At 34.9% G+C, this 22,789-nt stretch carries 21 protein-coding genes and 1 pseudogene; 14 read left to right on the top strand and 8 right to left on the bottom strand.

The window, feature by feature from the left end; translation table 11 throughout:
• Nucleotides 1-382: 382 nt before the first annotated feature.
• Nucleotides 383-2,002: an ATP-binding cassette domain-containing protein gene (locus GZ996_RS01980; protein ID WP_156805763.1), complete on the bottom strand. Its 1,620-nt coding sequence runs from the start codon at nucleotides 2,000-2,002 to the stop codon at nucleotides 383-385.
• A gap of 78 nt (nucleotides 2,003-2,080) precedes the next feature.
• On the bottom strand, nucleotides 2,081-2,953 hold the full coding sequence (locus GZ996_RS01975; RefSeq protein WP_156805764.1) for a YitT family protein: 873 nt from the start codon (nucleotides 2,951-2,953) through the stop codon (nucleotides 2,081-2,083).
• A 385-nt stretch (nucleotides 2,954-3,338) separates the two neighbouring features.
• Between GZ996_RS01975 and GZ996_RS01970 the strand changes: the two genes are divergently transcribed.
• From GZ996_RS01970 to guaB, 4 genes are all read left to right on the top strand, one after another.
• Nucleotides 3,339-3,923, top strand: coding sequence for a GNAT family N-acetyltransferase (locus tag GZ996_RS01970; protein ID WP_162011215.1), 585 nt, complete (start codon nucleotides 3,339-3,341; stop codon nucleotides 3,921-3,923).
• A 27-nt stretch (nucleotides 3,924-3,950) separates the two neighbouring features.
• Nucleotides 3,951-4,973, top strand: coding sequence for a tryptophan--tRNA ligase (gene trpS, locus GZ996_RS01965; RefSeq protein ID WP_156805766.1), 1,023 nt, complete (start codon nucleotides 3,951-3,953; stop codon nucleotides 4,971-4,973).
• A gap of 53 nt (nucleotides 4,974-5,026) precedes the next feature.
• Nucleotides 5,027-6,310, top strand: a complete 1,284-nt coding sequence (locus tag GZ996_RS01960; protein ID WP_162011214.1) for a metallophosphoesterase — start codon at nucleotides 5,027-5,029, stop codon at nucleotides 6,308-6,310.
• Nucleotides 6,311-6,471: 161 nt separating this feature from the next.
• Nucleotides 6,472-7,953 (top strand): IMP dehydrogenase, encoded by a 1,482-nt coding sequence (guaB, locus tag GZ996_RS01955; RefSeq protein ID WP_162011213.1) that lies wholly within the window; start codon nucleotides 6,472-6,474, stop codon nucleotides 7,951-7,953.
• Between the two features lie 515 nt (nucleotides 7,954-8,468).
• Here guaB and recF read toward each other — a convergent pair.
• Together recF and yaaA are read right to left on the bottom strand one after the other, a co-directional pair.
• Nucleotides 8,469-9,560 (bottom strand): DNA replication/repair protein RecF, encoded by a 1,092-nt coding sequence (gene recF, locus GZ996_RS01950; RefSeq protein WP_156805769.1) that lies wholly within the window; start codon nucleotides 9,558-9,560, stop codon nucleotides 8,469-8,471.
• Between the two features lie 2 nt (nucleotides 9,561-9,562).
• Nucleotides 9,563-9,946: a S4 domain-containing protein YaaA gene (yaaA, locus tag GZ996_RS01945; RefSeq protein ID WP_156805770.1), complete on the bottom strand. Its 384-nt coding sequence runs from the start codon at nucleotides 9,944-9,946 to the stop codon at nucleotides 9,563-9,565.
• Nucleotides 9,947-10,025: 79 nt separating this feature from the next.
• On the opposite strand from yaaA, the gene yfmF reads away from it, so the two are divergent.
• The 8 genes from yfmF to GZ996_RS12055 all read left to right on the top strand — a co-directional run bounded on the left by yfmF (nucleotide 10,026) and on the right by GZ996_RS12055 (nucleotide 17,591).
• A complete protein-coding gene (yfmF, locus tag GZ996_RS01940) occupies nucleotides 10,026-11,297 on the top strand; it encodes an EF-P 5-aminopentanol modification-associated protein YfmF (RefSeq protein WP_161978693.1) in 1,272 nt (423 codons plus the stop codon).
• Nucleotides 11,275-12,552, top strand: coding sequence for an EF-P 5-aminopentanol modification-associated protein YfmH (gene yfmH, locus GZ996_RS01935; RefSeq protein ID WP_162011212.1), 1,278 nt, complete (start codon nucleotides 11,275-11,277; stop codon nucleotides 12,550-12,552). The genes yfmF and yfmH overlap by 23 nt, the downstream gene beginning before the upstream one ends.
• Before the next feature lie 67 nt (nucleotides 12,553-12,619).
• Nucleotides 12,620-13,501 carry a helix-turn-helix domain-containing protein gene (locus GZ996_RS01930; RefSeq protein ID WP_161978695.1) on the top strand — a complete coding sequence of 294 codons (882 nt, stop codon included), beginning with the start codon at nucleotides 12,620-12,622 and terminating at the stop codon, nucleotides 13,499-13,501.
• Between the two features lie 15 nt (nucleotides 13,502-13,516).
• Complete coding sequence (gene pgsA / locus GZ996_RS01925; protein WP_156805774.1) at nucleotides 13,517-14,065, top strand: CDP-diacylglycerol--glycerol-3-phosphate 3-phosphatidyltransferase; 549 nt, start codon at nucleotides 13,517-13,519, stop codon at nucleotides 14,063-14,065.
• Complete coding sequence (locus GZ996_RS01920; RefSeq protein ID WP_156805775.1) at nucleotides 14,062-14,889, top strand: energy-coupling factor ABC transporter ATP-binding protein; 828 nt, start codon at nucleotides 14,062-14,064, stop codon at nucleotides 14,887-14,889. Before pgsA ends, GZ996_RS01920 begins: the two co-directional genes overlap by 4 nt.
• A complete protein-coding gene (locus GZ996_RS01915) occupies nucleotides 14,865-15,707 on the top strand; it encodes an energy-coupling factor transporter ATPase (protein WP_156805776.1) in 843 nt (280 codons plus the stop codon). Before GZ996_RS01920 ends, GZ996_RS01915 begins: the two co-directional genes overlap by 25 nt.
• Complete coding sequence (locus tag GZ996_RS01910) at nucleotides 15,700-16,497, top strand: energy-coupling factor transporter transmembrane component T family protein (protein WP_156805777.1); 798 nt, start codon at nucleotides 15,700-15,702, stop codon at nucleotides 16,495-16,497. Before GZ996_RS01915 ends, GZ996_RS01910 begins: the two co-directional genes overlap by 8 nt.
• Before the next feature lie 416 nt (nucleotides 16,498-16,913).
• Complete coding sequence (locus tag GZ996_RS12055; protein WP_156805778.1) at nucleotides 16,914-17,591, top strand: transglycosylase SLT domain-containing protein; 678 nt, start codon at nucleotides 16,914-16,916, stop codon at nucleotides 17,589-17,591.
• A 359-nt stretch (nucleotides 17,592-17,950) separates the two neighbouring features.
• Here GZ996_RS12055 and GZ996_RS11800 read toward each other — a convergent pair whose 3' ends face one another.
• The 4 genes from GZ996_RS11800 to sdaAB all read right to left on the bottom strand — a co-directional run bounded on the left by GZ996_RS11800 (nucleotide 17,951) and on the right by sdaAB (nucleotide 20,613).
• A complete protein-coding gene (locus GZ996_RS11800; protein ID WP_238385648.1) occupies nucleotides 17,951-18,379 on the bottom strand; it encodes an HAD hydrolase-like protein in 429 nt (142 codons plus the stop codon).
• A gap of 79 nt (nucleotides 18,380-18,458) precedes the next feature.
• A complete protein-coding gene (locus tag GZ996_RS01895) occupies nucleotides 18,459-19,055 on the bottom strand; it encodes a histidine phosphatase family protein (protein WP_156805779.1) in 597 nt (198 codons plus the stop codon).
• On the bottom strand, nucleotides 19,055-19,930 hold the full coding sequence (sdaAA, locus tag GZ996_RS01890) for an L-serine ammonia-lyase, iron-sulfur-dependent, subunit alpha (RefSeq protein ID WP_162011211.1): 876 nt from the start codon (nucleotides 19,928-19,930) through the stop codon (nucleotides 19,055-19,057). Before sdaAA ends, GZ996_RS01895 begins: the two co-directional genes overlap by 1 nt.
• Nucleotides 19,931-19,941: 11 nt before the next feature.
• On the bottom strand, nucleotides 19,942-20,613 hold the full coding sequence (sdaAB, locus tag GZ996_RS01885) for an L-serine ammonia-lyase, iron-sulfur-dependent subunit beta (RefSeq protein ID WP_156805781.1): 672 nt from the start codon (nucleotides 20,611-20,613) through the stop codon (nucleotides 19,942-19,944).
• 213 nt (nucleotides 20,614-20,826) lie between these two features.
• Between sdaAB and mnmA the strand changes: the two genes are divergently transcribed.
• Nucleotides 20,827-21,948 (top strand): tRNA 2-thiouridine(34) synthase MnmA, encoded by a 1,122-nt coding sequence (mnmA, locus tag GZ996_RS01880; RefSeq protein ID WP_161980374.1) that lies wholly within the window; start codon nucleotides 20,827-20,829, stop codon nucleotides 21,946-21,948.
• Nucleotides 21,949-21,966: 18 nt separating this feature from the next.
• Nucleotides 21,967-22,607, top strand: a pseudogene (locus GZ996_RS01875) (RpiB/LacA/LacB family sugar-phosphate isomerase).
• Nucleotides 22,608-22,789: the final 182 nt, after the last annotated feature.

The raw sequence follows: 22,789 nt of genomic DNA, 5'->3' as shown, positions 1-22,789 counted from the left end.
GTTCTCGTAGATAGAGTGGATTAGTTTGTCCCTTGATAGATTTATCATTAAGTTATCAACCACAAAGCCCTCACTAAGAGTATCGCACTTAGCGAGGGCTTTGCCTATTGGTTGTCATTGTTTTGTGGGTGTAGGATCTGCCATCGTGCTGGTTTGTCCCACTCTCTTTGATTATTTGTGCGCTCCACACATCCACTTCTCTTAGCTTTGACCAATTTCTATTAGCTATAGCTTGATTGAAAAAGGGATAGGACGATTCAAGAAACTGATGAAAGAAAAAGAACTAGAGTTTATCAAATTGACTTAACGATGTTCTAACCTTATTCAACTCACTATAAAAACCGTCTGGAATCACCAGACGATTTCTTTTAGGGTAGTATGATTAAGCCCAAAGAGCCTTAACCTTAGCTTGAACTTCTTCATTTTCAAGGAATTCATCATAGGTTTCACCAATTCGGTCAATAACACCGTTTTTAGAAATCACAACAATGTGGTTAGCAATCGTTTGAATAAATTCATGGTCATGACTGGCAAAGATAACCGATTCTTTGAAATCTTTAACCCCATCATTCAAACTAGAAATAGACTCTAAGTCCAAGTGGTTCGTTGGATCATCAAGAATGAGCACGTTTGATTTAAGTAACATCAATTTAGACAACATCACGCGCACTTTTTCCCCACCAGAAAGAACATTAACAGACTTCTTAACTTCATCTCCTGAGAAGAGCATGCGGCCAAGGAAACCACGCAAGAAAGTATCATCATCTTCACCTTTAGCAGCAAATTGACGAAGCCATTCCAAAATTGGCTCACCTGAAGCAAAATCTTTCGTATTATCCTTAGGAAGATAAGACTGAGAAGTGGTTACTCCCCATTTAATGGTTCCTTCGTATTCAATATCCCCCGCTAAAGCTCGCATAAGAGCTGTCGTTTGGATATCATTCTCACCGATAATTGCAGTCTTATCTCCTGGACGAAGAATAAAGCTGATATTATCAATGATGGTTTCTCCATCAACTTTAACAGAAAGGTTTTCTACAGTTAGCAGGTCATTACCAATTTCACGCTCAGCTTTGAAATTGATAAATGGGTACTTACGACTTGATGGAACAATTTCTTCCAATTCAATCTTATCAAGCATTTTCTTACGAGAAGTCGCTTGTTTTGATTTAGATGCATTTGCAGAGAAACGTGCAATGAAGTCTTGAAGTTCTTTGATTTTTTCTTCAGCTTTGGCATTACGGTCTGCTTGAAGTCGCGCAGCCAATTCAGAAGACTGTTTCCAGAAATCGTAGTTACCGACAAATAGTTTAATTTTACCAAAATCAAGGTCAGCCATGTGGGTACATACTTTATTCAAGAAATGGCGGTCATGGGACACAACAATAACGGTATTTTCAAAATCAATTAGGAAATCTTCAAGCCATGAAATAGATTGAATATCAAGACCATTGGTCGGCTCATCTAAAAGAAGAACATCTGGCTTGCCAAACAGTGCCTTAGCAAGCAAAACCTTAACCTTATCACCATTAGCAAGTTCACTCATATTTTGGTAATGAAGGTCCTCAGGAATATTGAGGTTTTGCAATAATTGAGAAGCTTCACTTTCTGCTTCCCATCCACCAAGTTCTGCAAACTCGCCTTCAAGTTCTGCAGCACGAACGCCATCTTCATCTGAAAAATCTTCCTTCATGTAAATGGCATCTTTTTCCTTCATGATGTTATAAAGTTTTTCATTCCCCATGATGACAACATCAATTGCACGTTCTTCTTCATAGTCAAAGTGATTTTGACGAAGAACCGAAAGACGCTCATCGGGTCCAAGAGATACATGACCAGTTGAAGGCTCGATATCTCCAGCAAGAATTTTTAAAAAGGTTGATTTTCCAGCACCATTGGCACCGATCAATCCATAGGTATTTCCTGCTGTAAACTTAATGTTTACGTCATCGAAAAGTTTTCTATCGCTAAAACGTAGCGACACATCTGAAACTGTTAACAATTATATTACCTCGTTTTTTAATATCTTATCTATCCCTAACATTTTATCGAATTTACCTATTTTTTTCAACGAAAATTACTAGCCTGGAAGTAAAATATCATCGTTCTCACGAATATAGTGCTTTGTCAAACTAAAACCACGTCCCATGACTTGGCTAGCAGGCATTACAACAACAAAGGCTGTTTCATCTATTTCTATAATTGCCTGTTGCATTTTTGGCAATTCATGGCTCGTTATTGTTGTCATCAGCATGATTTTATCGCAAAAATCTAAGCCTCCCTTAACAGGAATTTGTGTTACCCCGCGATTAGCTTTTTGAATGATGTAAGATCGTATAGCCTCGCTATTATTTGAAACAATCATAATGGTTTTTGAAGAATTAAAACCATTTTCCATAATTCCAACGACATATGAAATAACAACTAAGGCTATAATGGAATACATCACTGTATCAGAATCAAAAGCCAAAAAACCCATAGCAACACTGAAACCATCGACAATTGTCATTGCTACCGCTAATGATAATGGCGTGTACTTATTCAAAATCTGTGTTGGAATGCCTGTTCCCCCTGTTGAAGAATTTCCCCAAAAGACCAATCCTAAACCGATTCCTACAATCACTCCTCCGAAGATTGCTGCAAGCAATGGATTATGTGTTAACGTTGGTAAATTTGATGTCAACTTTATAGCAAATGGATAGATCCAAGAACCATAAAAGGTCTTAACAAAGGTTTCTTTACCCAAAAATACTAAACATAGTATTAAAAGAGGAATGTTAGTTAGCAACAAAAAAGTTGAAGGATTCCAGCCAAATATTTCTTTAAAACTAACTGCCAACCCTCCCATTCCTCCAGAAGCTATATTATTCTCTAAAAACATCGTATTAAATCCAATAGCTACAATAAATGAGCCAATTGTTACTAATCCGAAATCAACTAAACGTTTTTTCATGATAACCCACTTTCTCTATTTTTCAGCTCCTCTATTATCCCTTAAATCCAAGTTCTTGACAAGATAGAAACTTGACAAATTTGAAGGGATTTCATAAAATATGAGTATTCAGAAGAGTAATTTTAACTTTACTTTCAAAGAGAACTGGCGGTTGCTGAAAGTCAGTAGTGAGTTAGAGTGAATGGGCTGATGTTTCACGTGGAACCAATACATACGTTTCAGGTTTGGTACACCTTATCGTACTAGAGATGATACTTTACTGAGTTGACAACTAATTGTAAATTTTTTTACAAAAGTTGTAAAGTTATCAATTGAGGTGGTACCGCGTATCAATATGATTATGCCCTCACGCTTTTTAAGCGTGAGTTTTTCTTTTGGAGGATATATGGAGAATATTTACCAAGCATTAGCTAAATTCTGCTCTATAGAGACGGATAGACTTCACCTAAGACCTGTACGGCTCGAAGATGCTGATGATATGTTTGCCTATGCATCTGATGAAGAGAATGTTCGTTGGACCTTTCCAGTTAATAAAACTCTTGAAGAGACCAAAAATAATATTGCTTCGTTGTACCTAGCTAATCCTCTAGGGCGTTGGGGCATCGTTATCAAAGAAACTGGTCAATTTATTGGAACCGTTGATTTAATGAAAATCGCCGAAGATGTGCGTCGAGCTGAAATAGGATATACCTTAAATAAACACTATTGGGACAAAGGATATATGACCGAGGCAGTCACAAAAATACTTCAAGTCTTTTTCGAAGACTTACAAATGAACTGTTTAATCGCACGACACGATAAAGAAAATCCTGCTTCTGGGCGTGTCATGCAGAAGTCAGGAATGTTGTTTAGCCATGAAGAACCATATGCAAAGATTGACAAGAAAGTTGATGAAAGAATGGTTACAATGGTTCATTACAGATTAACCAAGGAAGATTACTTCCGCAAAGTTGACAACGTTGTAAAATAAAGTTGACAAAAAAGTAAAGGAGATAACATGTCTAAACCAATTATTTTAACAGGGGATCGTCCCACCGGAAAACTACATTTAGGTCACTATGTAGGGAGTTTAAAAAATCGTGTATTACTTCAAAATGAAGAGAAGTACGATATGTTTGTTTTTTTAGCAGACCAGCAAGCCCTCACTGACCATGCCAGAGAATCTGCAGCTATCAAGGAATCCATTGGAAATGTTGCCTTGGATTATTTATCTGTTGGTCTTAACCCTACTAAATCAACCATTTTTATTCAGAGTCAGATTCCCGAGCTAGCAGAATTGACCATGTACTATATGAACCTTGTCTCGTTAGCACGTCTTGAACGTAATCCAACGGTTAAAACTGAAATTGCTCAAAAAGGTTTCGGAGAATCTATTCCAACAGGTTTCCTAGTTTATCCAATCTCTCAAGCCGCAGACATCACAGCTTTTAAAGCTAATTTTGTGCCAGTCGGTAACGACCAGAAACCAATGATTGAGCAAACACGGGAGATTGCTCGTAGCTTTAACCATACCTACAATTGTGAGGTTTTGGTGGAGCCAGAAGGTATTTATCCTGAAAATGAAAAGGCTGGTCGCCTCCCTGGTCTTGATGGTAATGCTAAAATGTCGAAGTCTCTCGGAAATGGCATCTACCTGTCTGATGACGCTGAAACTGTTCGTAAAAAAGTCATGAGCATGTACACCGATCCAAACCATATCCGTGTGGAAGACCCTGGACAAATTGAAGGCAACATGGTTTTCCATTATCTTGATATTTTTGGAACAGAATCAGATAAGGATGAAATTGAGGCGATGAAAGAACATTATCAACGTGGCGGTCTTGGAGATGTCAAAACCAAACGTTACCTTTTAGACATCTTGGAACGTGAATTAGCTCCTATTCGTGAACGCCGTCTAGAATACGCTAAAGATATGGGAGAAGTCTTCCGTATGCTTGAAGAAGGCAGTCAAAAAGCACGTCAAGTAGCAGCTCAAACCTTATCAGAAGTAAAATCTGCGATGGGAATTAATTACTTCTAAAATTGAAAGGATGGGAGTGGGCGATATCGCTACATTCCCTTTTTGATAAACACATGAAAAAATGTTTCATAAGATTTACATTAATTTTACTGAGCATGATTGTCAGTTACCTTATTATCTCTCAGTTTAAACATCAAGCAGTAAAAAATGCACCTACTAGTTCTGAGGCACCTGTTTCAATCGTTGTAGCAACAGATTTACACTACTTGTCGCCGTCTTTACATGATGATGGTAGCTTTTTTACCGACATGGTTGATAATGCTGACGGTAAAAATATGTATTTCATCGAAGAGATAACGGAAGCTTTTGTTGATAAAATGGTGGCAGATAAACCTGAATTTTTGATTATCAGTGGAGATTTGACCTTTAATGGTGAAAAACAAAGCCATATAGATTTAGAAAAGAAATTAGCTCGTATAAAGAATGCGGGAGTAACTGTACTTGTTATGCCAGGAAATCATGATATTGATCGTTCTAGCGCAGCAAAATTCAAAGGTGAGAATTACGAATTAGTTGATTCGATTTCGAAAGAAGAATTTGCAAAGATTTATAAGAACTATGGATTACAAGAATCTTTACACAGAGATGACAAATCGTTGTCTTATGTTTACAGTGCTAGAGGGGATTTATGGTTTTTATTTGTTGACAGTAATAGCAATGCTGACAATAAACTTTCTTCTGATACTCTAAAATGGATTGAATCAATGTTGAAAGAGGCTGAAAAAAATAAAATTAAGGTGATTGGTATTAGCCATCAGAATTTACTTCCACACAATCCTGATTTTAGCTCTGGATTTTTAATTGATCAATCTCCTAAATTATCTGCTTTATATCAAAATTCTCAAGTTTTTTTAAATCTTAGTGGTCATATTCATATCCAGCACATCAGCGAGGGGCAACCCACTGAGATAATAACATCTTCATTGGCTGTTTCTCCGCACCAGTATGGAAAGATAGCAGTGGATGCTAAAAATTTGGATTATCAAGTAGAGCAAGTAAACGTCGAGAACTGGGCTAAGAGTAACGATATAAATAATGAAAAATTGTTACACTTTTCAGAGTATTCTCGAATTTTTATGGAAGAGGTGGCTAAACGTAAAAGTAAAGAATGGACTTCTGATTCGGAGCTTCCGCAAGAAAAAATAACATTAGTTAGAGATAATTTTGCTAGTTTAAATGCTGATTATTTTGCTGGAAAATCAAGTAATTTAGAAGAGTATTCAGAGGGAATTAACCTCATAGAAAATCAATTTGATGGTTTTATCATCTCATATTTGAAAAACATTATAGCTGATTCTAAAAAAAATCATCAGGAATTATCTTTACCTATTGACTGATAATTTTTGATAAATGTTTGTTATTTTTAGCAAATAATAACTATTTTTCTATAAATAACTATTTTTATTCGGAATAATTGACAAATAATTTTAGAATGATATCATAGAAAAAATAATAAGTTTAATAACTTAAAAAAATAAAGAGAAAAGAGGCATAAGAAATGTCAAATTGGGACACAAAATTTTTGAAAAAGGGATTTACCTTTGATGATGTATTACTTATTCCAGCAGAAAGTCATGTTTTACCAAACGATGTTAATATGCAGACAAAACTTGCTGACAATTTGACATTAAATATTCCAATTATTACTGCCGCTATGGATACAGTAACAGATAGTAAGATGGCTATTGCTATTGCTCGTGCAGGTGGTCTCGGTGTTATTCATAAAAACATGTCTATTAAGCAACAGGCTGAAGAAATTCGCAGAGTTAAGCGTTCAGAAAATGGTGTTATTATCGATCCATTCTTCTTAACACCAAATAATAAGGTCTCAGAGGCTGAAGATTTAATGCAAAGCTATCGTATATCAGGTGTTCCAATTGTTGAATCTGTTGAAAATCGTAAATTGGTAGGTATTATTACTAATCGTGATATGCGCTTCATTTCTGACCTTAATTCTCTCATTTCAGAACATATGACATCAGAGGAGTTGATTACTGCTCCAGTTGGTACTGATTTAGCAATAGCAGAAAAAATTCTTCACCAACATCGTATTGAAAAACTGCCTTTAGTTGATGAAAATGGGCGTTTATCAGGTCTTATCACAATCAAAGATATTGAGAAAGTTATTGAGTTTCCAAATGCAGCCAAGGATGAATTCGGTCGTCTTCTAGTAGCAGGTGCTGTTGGTGTGACATCTGATACTTTCGAGCGTGCAGAGGCTCTGTTTGAAGCAGGTGCTGATGCTATTGTTATTGACACTGCACATGGTCATTCTGCAGGTGTACTTCGTAAAATCGCTGAAATCCGTTCTCATTTCCCAAATCGTACTTTGATTGCTGGTAACATTGCCACAGCTGAAGGAGCACGTGCTCTTTATGAAGCGGGTGTTGATGTAGTAAAAGTTGGTATTGGTCCAGGTTCGATTTGTACAACACGTGTTGTTGCAGGTGTAGGTGTTCCTCAGGTAACTGCAATTTATGATGCTGCATCTGTTGCTCGCGAGTATGGAAAAACAATCATCGCAGATGGTGGTATTAAATATTCAGGTGATATCGTAAAAGCTCTTGCAGCCGGTGGAGATGCTGTCATGCTTGGTTCAATGTTTGCTGGTACAGATGAGGCACCAGGGGAAACAGAAATTTACCAAGGACGTAAATTCAAAACTTACCGTGGTATGGGCTCAATTGCAGCAATGAAAAAAGGTTCAAGTGATCGCTATTTCCAAGGAACCGTTAATGAGGCTAATAAGCTTGTTCCAGAAGGAATTGAAGGCCGTGTAGCCTATAAAGGAGCTGTTTCAGATATTGTTTTCCAAATGATTGGTGGTATCCGTTCTGGTATGGGGTACGTTGGTGCAGCAAATCTAGAAGAACTTCACGATAATGCTCAGTTCATTGAAATGTCAGGAGCAGGTTTAATTGAAAGCCATCCTCACGATGTTCAAATTACGAATGAAGCTCCAAACTATTCTATGAAATAAAAAGAATGTCGCTGTATTCTCTAATAATTCTTAGTAAATAATTAAGTCTGAGTTGAGATAGATAATATAGTAACAAAAAATGAGTCTGGACAAAAACTAAACACTAAAACAAAAAAACGAGAGTGGGAAAGAAGTCATGATTTCGAAATGTTGACTTCCCCTCGCTCTCTGATTTCTAAGCTCAGGCTGAAACTGTCCACTGGACACTTTCACTCCCACCTCTGCACAGCTCCAAAGATCTCCCAGACCTTTGGAGGTTGGAAATAAGATGAACGACGTTCATCACATTCGTATAGGATGGCCGCTAACGATTGCGTGGTACTAAAATAGTCCAGTGGACTATTTTAGGTGGACACTTGAAAAAGAAGAAGTATCCAATTGCAGACTTCTAATCCACCAACTGCGTCTATCTGTTATTACTATCAAAAAAGAAGGTTGAGATATTTTTTGTGTCTCAACCTTCTTTTTATATAAGTATAATCTATATTTTTGAATTAAAGTTCATGTAACCACAATTATTCACGTACAGATCCATTTTTGACATAAAATACTTTCAAATTTTTTGGTAATTCCTTTAAGTGTTCTAAACTTGTAGTTGTTATAAAAGTTTGGACATTTTCTGAAATAATATTATAAAGTAGCTGAGATTGACGATTGTTGTCAAGTTCACTCATAACATCGTCAAGTAAAAGAATAGGATTATCGCCAGTGACTTTTTTAAATAGAGCGATTTCAGCCATTTTTAGAGATAATATGAGACTCCGTTGTTGTCCCTGACTACCAAATATAGCGTTAATTTCATTTATATAAAACTCTAAATCATCACGATGAGGTCCTACTCCTGTATTTTTTTTATAGATATCACGAGAACGACTTGTTTTTAGTTGTTCAATAAAGTTTACAGATATGTCAAAATTATCTGTAAACTTTATTGATGAGATATAGTTTAATTTTAAATTTTCAATTTTGTTAGAGATGCTATAATGATGTTTATCAGCTTCTTTTTCTAAGTCTTTAACAAAGTCAAATCGGTGCTCCATAACTCGAGTACCATAGTAAACTAATTGTTCATCAAGAACGTCAAGAAAGGTGTCATCAATTGTTTGAGAGTTTTTTAGATAGGAGTTTCTTTGTTTTAAAATATGGTTATAGTTTGAGAGATCAGAAAGATACAAGGGTTTGATTTGTCCTAAATCAATATCAATAAATTTACGTCTTAAAGCAGGTGCCCCTTTTACCAATTGTAAATCTTCTGGTGCAAAGAGTACAACTGTCATTGTCCCGATATAATCAGAAAGTTTTGCTTGTTTGAGGTGATTAACTTTTGTAGTACGACCACGACCGTTTAAGATAATATCAAGTGAAACTTTACCGTTTACACGATTGACAACACCTGTCAATTTCAAGTCAACTTCATTGAAGTGTACTAATTCTTTATCAGAACGTGTACGGTGACTACGTGTCAGTGAAAGGAAATAAATCGCTTCTAAAAAATTTGTTTTTCCTTGAGCATTTTCACCAATAAAAAGATTAAGACCAGGAGAAAATTCTGCATTTAGTGTTCTGTAGTTTCTATAATTTGTTAGTGATATACTTTCAATCCACATATCTATGTTCCTGGAAATCTAACCGGACGGATGTCTTTTATCTCTTTACTTTGACTTTTTTTAGAAGGTAATTTTTTCTTTGATTTGTTAGTTTTATTGAGTTGTTTGACTAGGGAAGCAACTCGTTTTTTTTCAGCTAAATCTTCAAGATGATGTTGGATTTCTATTTCATCTGGTTTTCTTAATGTGATTATAATATTTTGTTCTGGTAATTCAATAATATCTCCTACACGAATTTTTTTTCCGCGACGTTCTTCTTTCTCACCGTTAAAAAGTACAATGTTATTAGTTAAAAAACTTTTTATTGCCCCACCACTTTGAATAATACTTAACTCCTTCAATAGAGCTTGTAAAGTAATAAAATCATCAAATAATGTATATTCCATAAAAACCTCGACTTTCTGTAAAGATAATTATATCATAAAATGTTATAATAGATGAGATTAAATTTAGACAGGAAGTGCCATGAAATTAGCAGAGGGTGTAGACTTACATTTTATTAAAAACCAGCAATTTAAGACAAATCATCTTACTTTTCGTTTTTCGGGTCATCGCCAGATAAAAACAGTTTCTCGGAGAGTTCTTGTAGCACAAATGTTAGCGACAGCTAGCGAAGCTTTTCCAAACAATAAAATTTTTCGTGAACGCTTAGCTAATCTTTACGGTACAAGTTTTTCAACTAATGTTAGTGTTCGAGGAAATATTCATATTGTTGATATTGATATTTCTTTTGTCAGTAATCGCTATGTGTTGGGACAAGAAAATCTTCTAAGTGAGGTGTTAGCTATTCTTGGAGAGGTTCTATTTCGTCCATTAATTTCATTAGAAAAATATCAAACTAAAACTTTTGATATTGAAAAAAAGAATCTTATTAGATATCTTGAAATAGATGAGCAAGATCAATTTTATAATAGTAGTATTAGTTTACAAGAACTTTACTATGAAGAACAGGCACTTCAAATTTCAAAATATGGGAAAAAAGATTTAATTCAAAAAGAAAATGCTTTTACAGCTTATCAAGAGTTTCAAAAGATGCTCAAGGAAGATAAAATAGATATTTTTCTTTTAGGAGATTTTGATGATTATCAAGCAACGCGTCAGCTGATTCATTTTCCGTTAGTAGATAGACAGGTAAATTTACAAAAAGTTTACAGTCAGGAGTTTATAAATATTGTTAGAGAAAAAGTTGTTACTAAAAAAACGACTCAGTCTATTTTGCAATTAGGTTATCATATTCCAATTTACTACGGTGGCAAAGACTATTATGCTATGCTTGTTGCTGAAGGAATGCTAGGAGGTTTTTCACATTCTAAATTATTCTCTGTGGTTCGAGAAAAAGAAAGTTTAGCATATACTGTTGGCAGTCGATACGATGCTTTTTCAGGCTTTTTGAGAATTTATGCCGGTATTGAAAAAAATAGCAGAGCAAAGACATTTAAGGTAATCAATCAACAAATTAATGAATTAAAATTAGGACGTTTTTCAAAACAATTAGTGGAGCAAACTAAACAAATGCTTATCGGAAATGCTAAGATGTCCATGGATAATCCTAAGTCCTTAATTGAACAAATGTATAGCAGTGTTATGTTTGATAAAGAAAGTCCTAGTATTAAATTATTTATTGATAACATTGATAAAGTCTCAAAGCGTGATATTGTCGCTGCGGTTGGTCTGATGAAGTTACAGGCTGTTTATTTTTTGGAGGGAGAATCAGATGAGTCGCTTAGAAAAGATTGATTATCCATTTTTAAACCAAGAAATATACTTTAGATATATGGATAATGGAATGAAAGTTTACTATCTTCCCAAAAAAGGTTTTCAAGAACGTTTGGCAATGTTGACGATAGATTTTGGTTCTGTTGACACAAATGTTACAATAGATTCTAATCCAAAAAATTACTCTTCTGGTATTGCTCATTTTTTGGAGCATCAATTATTTAGAGACAAAAAAGGTGAGGACGTTGGAAATCATTTTACCAATATGGGGTCAGACAGTAATGCTTACACGACATTTGACCAGACCACTTACTTTTTTTCAACAGTAGAATCTTTTGAGGAATCTTTACAGTTGCTATTAGATTTTACATCAAGTTTACATATAGATGAAGAGAGTATTAACAAAGAAAAGGCAATCATAGAACAAGAGATTGCAATGTATCAAGATGATCCTGATTTTCGTCTGTATAGTGGAGTCTTGACTAATTTGTATCCGGATACTCCTTTATCCAGTGATGTTGCAGGAACTAGAGAATCAATTAAAGAGTTATCTTTATTAGATTTGAAAGAAAATTTTGATACGTTTTATAGACCAGACTTTAAGACATTAATTTTAGTAGGAGATTTTGATGTTAAGGTGGTTGATAGAATTGTTAGGAAAAAAGAGACAAGGAGACGGAAAACATTACCAGAAATTTTGAGACCTCCCCTTAAATTATCAAAGCCTATTACGAAGTCATCTATTCAAATGGATGTAACAACTCCAAAACTAGCTCTTGGTTTTAGAGGACAAATAAGGCCTGAATTATCCTTAGTAGAACAGAAGTTGGCTCTAAGACTATTTTTGGCAATGTTATTTGGTTGGACATCTCAGCGTTATCAAGAATGGTATGACAAAGGTAAAATTGATGATTCTTTCGATATTGAAATTGAAATTTCTAACAGATTTAGTTTTGTTATTTTGATGCTAGATACAGAACAACCAATTGCTACAGGAACTCAACTTCGTAAAAATTTAACCAACATTAGGGAAAATAAAGATATTAATCAAGAACACTTAATCACAATAAAAAATGAAATTTATGGTGAGTTTATTAGAAGTTTAGATAACATAGAGGAATTAGGTCATCAATTTTTACAATATCAAGATGATGAGTATTCTTATTTTGATTTTCCACACTTACTGACCAAATTAGATTTAGAAACTATTGTTACTTTTGGAGAACATTTCTTTAATTTTGCAGAAAAAACAGAGTTCATTGTTTTTCCGAAATAACATGAAAACATCATATTTTTTGCTATAATAATAAAAGTACTTAAACTAGGAAGGAATTTTAAATGATATGAATGGTAAAATGATTGGTGATATTTTGCGTGAAGCGCGTTTAGCCAAACAATTTCAATTAACAGATATTGAACATCAAACAGGTATTGCATCTCACCATCTTCTAGCACTAGAGTTGGATCAATTTGGTTTGATACCAACCGATCAAGTTGAATTATATTTGAGTAGTTATGCAGAGTCGGTTGATTTGGAGGCTAGTGAGATTCTTATTCAATACCGAGAACAAAATTTATTTCAAAATACCTTATCACAAATGAGAGAAAATGAATCAGTTTCAAAATTAACCTCTACAGATGAAGAAAATATTCCTATGGAACGTATGGCTCATAGGAGACGTCGTAGCCACCGTGAAAAAACTCAAAAAAAATCAATTTTACCTAAAGTAATTATTAGTTTTTTGAGCTTAGCAATTGTAGCATTAGCTGGTTATTTTGTTATTAAGCAATTGCCATGGCCTTTTACTAATGCCACAACAGAAATAACAGAAACGTCAGAAACAGTTACCGAAACGGAAATAACAACCTCAATAGAGACAACAACTTCAACAATTACTGAACTTCCCTCAACAATTAAAGCAGTAGCTCAGGAAGATGGTAATTCTGTTGTAGCATTTCAAACCGATAAAGAGGTAGTTGATGTTACTTTTACACTTAAAGATGGTGAAAGTTGGGTAAGTTTAAATGATACTCTAAATGGAGAACGAGCAACTACCTTGACACAAGAACAAAAAGAGTTTACAGTATCTGTCAACAAAGGGTCATTATCACATGTTACAATAGGTATACCTCAAGCTGCACAGATTACAGTCGATGGTCAGAAAATTGATTTATCCTCACTTGTCAACTTTAGCCCAGCTATCTTTACATTAATGGTAGAATAGGAAAATTGAAAATTTATGTTTAATAAAAAAGAAAATATCCCCAATTTACTCACAGTTGGACGCATTATCTTAATACCCCTATTTTTATTGTTAGCCTCTATTCCAAATAATATTGTATGGCACATTATTGCAGCTTTTGTATTTGCAATTGCCAGTATAACAGATTATTTAGATGGTTATCTTGCTCGAAAATGGCATGTAGTTACTAATTTTGGTAAGTTTGCAGATCCGCTTGCAGATAAGATGTTAGTTATGTCTGCTTTTATTATGCTAGTTGGTTTAGATTTAGCGCCAGCCTGGGTTACTGCTGTCATTATTTGCCGAGAATTAGCAGTCACAGGGCTCAGACTTCTTTTGGTTGAAACAGGAGGTGAGGTCCTAGCTGCTGCTATGCTGGGTAAAATTAAGACAGCTACTCAGATGCTTGCAGTTGTCTTGTTGCTTTTTCATTGGGCCTTTGTAGGAAATATTATGCTTTATATTTCTCTATTTTTCACCCTATATTCAGGATATGACTATTTTAGGGAGGCAAGTTTTTTATTTAAGGATACATTTCGTAAATGATTGAGTTTAAGAATATTACATTTCGCTATGTGGAAGGACAAGAATCCCCAACACTTGATAATGTTTCGTTTCACGTGAAACGCGGGGAATGGCTATCAATTGTGGGCCATAATGGTTCTGGAAAATCAACTACAGTTCGTTTAATTGATGGATTGTTAGAGCCAGAAACAGGTGAAATCTGGATTGATGGTGAACAATTAACGGAGAAGAATCTTTGGACTATTCGTCATAAAATTGGGATGGTTTTTCAAAATCCTGATAATCAGTTTGTTGGTGCAACGGTTGAGGATGATGTTGCTTTTTCTCTTGAAAATAAAGGAGTTTCTCATGAAGAAATGGTATCTCGTGTCAATGAAGCTCTCGAATTAGTGGGAATGATTGATTTCAAAACTAAGGAACCTGCACGATTATCTGGTGGGCAAAAACAGCGAGTTGCTATTGCAGGTGCACTTGCTATGAATCCTGATATTTTAATTCTTGATGAAGCGACTAGTATGTTAGATCCAGAAGGTCGCTTAGAATTGATTGATGTAATGCAAAAAATTCGTGAAGAGCATCAAATGACTGTTATTTCGATTACTCATGATTTAGATGAAGTAGCACTTAGTGATCGAGTGATTGTTATGCAAGGTGGGAAGATTGAATCAGATTCAGTTCCGCGAGAACTTTTTGCCCGCGAAGAATCATTGATTGACCTAGGACTGGACATTCCCTTTACAACAAGTGTCATTAAAGATTTATCAGAAAAATTAGACTTTAGCGCAGCTTATTTAACAGAAAAGGAATTAGAAGAGGAATTATGGGGATTACTCTCGAAAATGTAAGTTATACATACCAAGCAGGGACACCCTTTGAAGGAAGAGCACTGTTTGATGTCAATCTTGAGATTATAAAAAAAAGTTATACTGCTTTTATTGGGCATACTGGTTCTGGAAAATCTACTATTATGCAGCTTTTAAATGGTCTTAATATTCCAACGTTAGGGAGTGTTTCAGTTGATAAACATGTGATTACATCAACTTCTAACTCAAAAGATATCAAACAACTTCGTCAAAAAGTTGGTTTAGTCTTTCAGTTTCCCGAAAGTCAATTATTTGAAGAGACTGTTCTGAAGGATGCAGCCTTTGGTCCTCAAAATTTTGGTATTTCTCAAGAAAAAGCTGAGCAAATTGCTCGTGAGAAACTAACTATGGTTGGGATCTCTGAGGAACTATTTGAAAAAAATCCTTTTGAATTGTCCGGTGGACAGATGCGTCGCGTGGCCATTGCTGGAATCTTAGCAATGGAGCCAGAAATTCTTGTTTTAGATGAACCGACAGCTGGACTGGATCCAAAAGGACGTAAGGAATTGATGACTTTATTTAAAAATCTTCATCAATTTGGTTTAACTATTGTATTGGTAACACATTTAATGGATGATGTAGCAAATTATGCAGATTTTGTTCATGTTTTAGAAAAAGGAAAAGTTGTTTTATCTGGAACTCCAAAAGATGTTTTTCAGAAAGTGGAGTTATTGGAAGAAAAACAACTTGGTGTACCAAAAATTACAAAATTGGCGTATAATTTAAGAAAACGAGGCTTTTTGATGGAAGAACTTCCTGTTACTTTAGCTGAATTCAGGGAGGGAATTGTTTATGGATAAATTGATTTTAGGTCGTTATATTCCAGGTACTTCGATTATTCATAGATTGGATCCAAGAAGTAAATTATTAGCTATGTTAATTTATATTGTTGTAATATTTTGGGCTAATAATATGATAACAAATGCGTTACTTTTGTTTTTTTCTCTTTTTTCTATTTGGTTATCTGGTATAAAGTTGGGTTTCTTTTTACGTGGTGTTAGACCAATGATAGGGATTATCTTATTTACTACTATTTTCCAGCTTTTTTTTACTGGTGGAGGAGAAGTGTTTTTCCATTTTGGTTTTCTGCAAATTACACGTGTTGGTTTAAATCAAGCAGGAATCATTTTTATGCGATTTGTCTTGATTATTTTCTTTTCAACTCTACTAACTTTAACAACCACCCCTTTAAGTCTTGCAGATGCAGTTGAATCTTTATTGAATCCGTTGAAACCTTTAAAGGTTCCAGCACATGAAATCGGATTAATGTTGTCACTTAGTTTGCGTTTTGTTCCTACTCTGATGGATGATACTATTCGGATTATGAATGCTCAGAAAGCACGGGGTGTTGATTTTGGAGAAGGTAATCTGATTAAAAAAATAAAGTCAATTATTCCAATTTTAATTCCCCTTTTTGCTTCTAGTTTTAAACGTGCTGATGCTCTTGCCATTGCAATGGAATCACGTGGTTACAAAGGTGGAGATGGTCGGACGAAATACCGTTTGCTCAAATGGAAATCAATAGACACTTTTGCTATCTTAGTGATATTAATAATAGCTATGTTGCTATTTATACTGAAAAAACCTTAGTATACCTTATTTTTAGGTGTTCTAAGTTTTTTTATTAGATGATCACTCTTGACTTTGTAGGTGCAAAATAAATAAGCTATTCACTATGCGAGTTATTGGTCATAGTTTGAAAAAACAACTTATATTCATTTCGATAGAATTTTTTAAATGCTATCTTCTAGAATCTTTTGATCTTTTTATAGACTAATAGTTCAAGAATCTAAAACACAATGATATTTACAAAAAGTTTACATGATAGACAACCTTTTATAGAGTTTTAGCTATAATTTTATAAATGAAGCATTAAAAAAGCAGATATAGTTCTCTATATTACAAGATGTTGTATATATACGCTATTTTTAAACATAGGTGTAAAGTAACTGTAACAATTGTATGTTAGACTAGATGAGGTTAAAATTAAAAAAGGGAAGAAATTCATGTCAAATAGCAGAGTCACACGACGTTCGCTAAAGAAACAAAAATCTAAACAAATTGTTTTAGGATTATTATTTACAAGTTTGTCAATTGTTCTGACAACACAATCTGTTAATACTGAATCTTATGTAACATCAACTAAAAAAGAAAATACAGTTGAAAATTTTGAAATTTCTAGTTTAGAAACAAGTGTTCCACTAACTATTAAAGCAACAACAGCAGTTTCAACTGAAGCAAACGCTATTGCTTTTGAAACTACAAATTTGTTAAAATCAGTTCATTATGAAGAACTTGCTTCAACGGTTTCAGTGCCAACTGAAAATCTTGTTAATGAAATTATCCCGCAAGTCAATCAGACAGCTAATCATTACAACTCTCAGTTAACTGCGACTTCTTCAGTATCTTACTCAGGTGTTTTGGCAAATGGTAACACAGCTGGCGTGATCGGAACAGAAGCTGCAGCTCAAATGGCGAAAGCAACTGGTGTACCCCAGTCAACTTGGGAGTATATTATTGCACGTGAGTCTAATGGGAATCCAAATGTAGCGAATGCATCAGGTGCGTCTGGACTTTTCCAAACGATGCCTGGTTGGGGATCAACAGCCACTGTGCAAGATCAGATAAATTCAGCTCTAAATGCTTATAACTCACAGGGTTTAGCTGCTTGGGGCATGCAATAAAAAAGAGTTTGAGACAAAAAACTCTGGACAATAAAACAAAAAACGAACAAAAATTATCTCTTATATATTTAAAGAGTATCTTTGTTCGTTTTTATATACAGTTTATTAGAAATTTAGATTTATTGGTATAAATTTTCTAAACTAAAAATCTTTTTATGCGAAAACTTGAAAAAGCCCTCACTAAGAGTATAGCACTTAGCGAGGGCTTTGCCTATTGGTTGTCATTGTTTTGTGGGTGTGGGCTCCGCCATCGTGATGGTTTGGTTTGTCCCAGACTCTTTAAAATATCTTGAGGCTTATGGCAAATAGCATCAGAACCTACCAATAAAAGTTCTTCTTCTTCTAGACAAATCCCCAGGTTATGCCGAGTGTTTTAATATTATTATTTTTACCTCCAATAATATCAAATTTAGTATCACCAATAATAATAGCATCTTTTGATTAATATTTTCTGATAGGAGGCATGCTTCGATGACCTTTATTTTGTTATTTCTATCACAAGTATGACCATAGATACCTGTAAAGAATCTGTCAATATTTAAGTGTTTTAGCATGACATGAATCATTGGTTCATTTTTACTACTTGTAATATAAAGGTTAAAATGATTAGCTACTAATTCTTTCAGCAGCTGTTCAATGCAAGGATATAATTTAACCTCAAAAACTCCAATATTTTTGTAATAATCTCGATAGATAGTGACGGCTTTGTCAACATCATCAACATATTGTCTAAAACTATCTTCTAGAGGTGGACCTATAAAAGTTCTCGTCATTTTAGGTCTAGGCAATGGTACCCCTAGTGCTGCAAAAATATGAACAAATGATTATTTGATTCCAGAACTAGAATCAACGAGTGTTCCATCAAGGTCAAATAGAATAGATTTCATGACAAGCTCCTGTAAAGATATTATGAATGGAGATTGATTGGCAGTCTAATTTATTAAATTGAAATTCGGCAATATAAGGCATTAATGATTTGATATTTTCAAAATCTTGGTAGCCATAAGATTTGAAAAAAAAGTTTATAATGGTCGAAATAGCTGTACCGTGAGATCCGATAACAAGAGATTGCCCATCTTTATCAATGAGTAATTGATTGAGAGCTCTCATGTTTCTTTGTTGAACATCATGTAAACATTCCCCATCAGTTAATTTATAGGAAAAGTCGAACCATTGTTTTTGTGTAAATGATTTAAAATCTTCAATCCAAACATTGTCAATTTTACGTTCTTTGAAGTCGTCAACCGTTATGATGTTAAGTTTGTGTTGCTTTGCTAGAGGTAAAACAGTATCAAAAGCCCTTTTATAAGGACTTGAAAAAATATGATTGATTAATTTATTTTCAAAAAATTTGATAATAAATTGACGATCTTGTAAACCTTTTTGAGTCAATTCACGACTTGAATCATCATGATTTTTATAATTTGGCTCGCAATGTCTAACAAAATAAACTGTTGTGGACATCATATTTCTCCAAAAATTTCTTTAGTATATTGACGACCTGTAGGAGTTGTTGCTAGGCCACCTTCAGCTGTTTCACGAAAGGCAGTTGGTAAAGCTGATCCGACCTGATACATAGCATCAATAACTTCATCAACTGGAATTTGTGAATTAATGCCTGCAAGTGCCATATCAGCTGCTATTAAGGCAAAACTTGAACCTAGGGCATTACGTTTAACACAGGGAACTTCTACAAGTCCAGCAACTGGATCACAAATAAGACCTAACATATTTTTAATGACAAATGCAATAGCTTGACTAGCTTGGTATGCTGTACCACCTGCCGCCATTACAACAGCTGCTGCTGACATAGCAGAAGCAGATCCTACTTCGGCTTGGCATCCTCCTTCAGCCCCTGAAATGGATGCATTGTTACCAATAACCAAACCGAAGGCACCGGCTGTAAAGAGAAAGTCAAGTTGCTCTTTTTCGTTTAACCCTAACTTGTCAATTGCTGTTGACAGAACAGCAGGCAAACATCCGGCAGATCCTGCCGTTGGTGTAGCACAAACTAATCCCATTTTAGCATTTAATTCATTGACGGCCATTGCATTTCGAACTGTAGATAAGATTGTGTTGTCTGAGAGTGTTTTTCCCAGACGGATGTAAGTGTCCATTTTGAGTGCATCTCCGCCTGTAAGTCCAGAAATTGATTTAGTAGGCGTCAACCCTTCTGTTACGGATGATTTCATGACTTGTAAATTACGAGACATGATGCCAATAATTTCTTCTCGATTACGACCAGTCATTTCAACTTCTGTTGCAATCATTAATTCAGCAACATTACCATCATATTGTTGCTCTGCTTGTTCTACAAGGTCCTCTATAGTATAAAACATCACTGTCTCCTTTAATCAAAGAAATTAGCATTATAAAGATTAGGGATTTTTTCAATCTCTTTGACACAATCTTTACAGTTACGTGAATCAACTTCAATAATCATAATAGCTTTTTGTCCTTGACTTTCACGGGTTACAGTCATTTGAGCAATATTGATATCATATTTTGAAAGAATATCAGTAACCTTGGCAATCATACCTGGAATATCTTTATGAACGACAATGATAGTAGGTGTATTCATCGATAGAGATACTGAGAAGCCATTTAATTCTGTCACTTGGATATTGCCCCCGCCAATTGAAATACCTGTGATACTCATACTTTTATCACCTTTTTTGACAGTAATTTTAGCTGTATTTGGGTGCGGAGCATTGCTATCTTTCAGAATTTCCCAATAGATTTTTATGCCATGTTGATGAGCAATTTCAAGAGAATTTTTGATGTCTGGATTATCTGTATCCATGCCCATAATTCCTGCAACAAGCGCCTTATCAGTACCGTGACCTTGATAGGTTTTAGCAAAGGAATTATACAAAGCAAAGGTGACACTTTCTGGAATTTCACCAAAGATTGAATGAATAACTTTACCAATTCTTACCGCTCCTGCAGTATGACTTGATGATGGTCCAATCATAACTGGTCCAATAATGTCGAAAACCGACTGAAATTTGAGTGTTTTCATATCTTGCTCCAAAATTAAATTTGCTAGACTATTATAACAAATTGAAGATAAATTGAAAGTGATAATGTGATAATAAGTATTTTGAAAACAATCAAATTGTTGGTATAATAAAGATTGCGCAATTGGCGCTTCAAAATCGACCTTCAAATCGTTTTTTGAATAACTAGACCCTCCAAGTCTACGTTAAATAATATATTTGATGGGAGGATTATCATGAATGATAATTCAAAAATTCGTGTCGTAGTTGGCATGAGTGGAGGAGTTGACTCCTCTGTAACAGCTCTGCTATTGAAAGAGCAGGGGTATGACGTTATTGGTGTTTTTATGAAAAATTGGGATGACACCGATGAAAATGGTTTCTGTACTGCTACGGAAGATTACAAAGATGTGGCTGCGGTTGCGGATCAAATTGGAATTCCTTATTATTCTGTTAATTTTGAAAAAGAATATTGGGACCGCGTTTTTGAGTATTTCCTAGCAGAGTATCGTGCTGGACGTACACCAAATCCAGATGTTATGTGTAACAAAGAAATCAAATTTAAGGCTTTTCTTGATTATGCAATGACACTTGGTGCAGATTATGTGGCAACTGGTCACTACGCTCAGGTTGTGCGCGATGAAGATGGCACAGTCCACATGCTACGTGGAGTAGATAACGGGAAAGACCAGACTTATTTCTTGAGTCAATTATCTCAAGAACAATTGCAAAAAACTATGTTCCCTTTGGGACATCTTGAGAAGCCTCAGGTCCGTGAAATTGCAGAGCGTGCAGGTCTTGCAACAGCTAAGAAAAAAGATTCTACAGGCATTTGCTTCATCGGTGAGAAAAATTTTAAAGAATTTCTAAGTCAGTACCTTCCAGCTCAAAAAGGGCGTATGATGACCATAGATGGCCGTGATATGGGCGAACATGCAGGGCTAATGTATTATACTATCGGTCAACGTGGTGGTCTTGGTATCGGTGGTCAAATCGGTGGTGATAATGAACCTTGGTTTGTTGTCGGTAAAGATTTGTCAGAAAATATTTTATACGTTGGTCAAGGTTTCTATCATGAGTCATTGATGTCAACTTCACTTGATGCTTCTTCAGTTCACTTTACACGTAAAATGCTTCAAGAATTCACGTTAGAATGCACAGCTAAATTCCGTTACCGTCAACCAGATAGTAAAGTTGTTGTAAAGGTGAAAGGTGATAAGGCAGAAGTCATTTTTGACGAGCCACAACGTGCTATTACTCCAGGTCAGGCAGTTGTTTTTTATGACGGTGACGAATGTCTTGGTGGTGGAATCATTGACATGGCCTATAAAAATGGAGAAGCTTGTCGGTATATTTAACACAATAAGGAGTAACATATGAGAATTGCAGTTATTCAAGCTAGTACACGGACAGATATTAATCAGCTTCTTTTTGAAGCTGTAAAAAAAGCTGCGGGGAAAGATAACGATATTATTAATCTAGGTATTTTCCCAGAAGAAACTGAATCTTACTCATATGTTGAAGTAGCAGTCTAGCAGTCATGATTAGTTTATTAATTGAGACTGGCTCAATAGACTTTGTTATTACTGGCTGCTCCTCAGGTCAAGGAATGATGATGGCTTGTAACAGCTTACCGGGTTTACGTGCAGGTTTTATTCAAACACCTCAAGATGCTTTTCTATTTGGGCGTATTAATAATGGAAATGTTGCATCCTTAGCTTTAGGATTGAATTTTGGTTGGGCTGGAGAATTAAATTTACAGTATACTTTGGATAAACTATTTGAAGGTGACTTTGGAACAGGGTATCCCCTAGAAGTTGCAGATAGAAAACGTCAGGAATCCGAGGATGTAATTTATATAAATAGGTTAACGAAACGATCTTTTATTGAAATATTTGATAAATTTGATAAAATTATGATTAATAAGATTTTATCAAGAGAAGTATTTTACCAATATTTAAAGGCTCAATCTAAAAATCAAACATTGTTTAGTAAATTACTGTCAGTAAAATCTTGAAATTACTTCTGAAATCTGTTAAACTTGTCTTGACAATAACATGATGGTCAAAGCTCATGGGAATTGTATGTCTTTTGGCGTACAGTTTTCGAGAGTTTTGGCTATTTTTATGTTATTTAAATTGTGTAAAGATGTCGTAAAGTCGCTAAGTATAGAGGTTCGGGGATTTAGCATAAGTACTA

The sequence above is a fragment of the Streptococcus sp. S784/96/1 genome (assembly GCF_902729355.1).
In the GTDB taxonomy this organism is placed as follows: domain Bacteria; phylum Bacillota; class Bacilli; order Lactobacillales; family Streptococcaceae; genus Streptococcus; species Streptococcus caledonicus.
The sequence above is the reverse complement of the archived record's forward strand: the minus strand, read 5'-3'. Positions and strand labels throughout refer to the sequence as shown.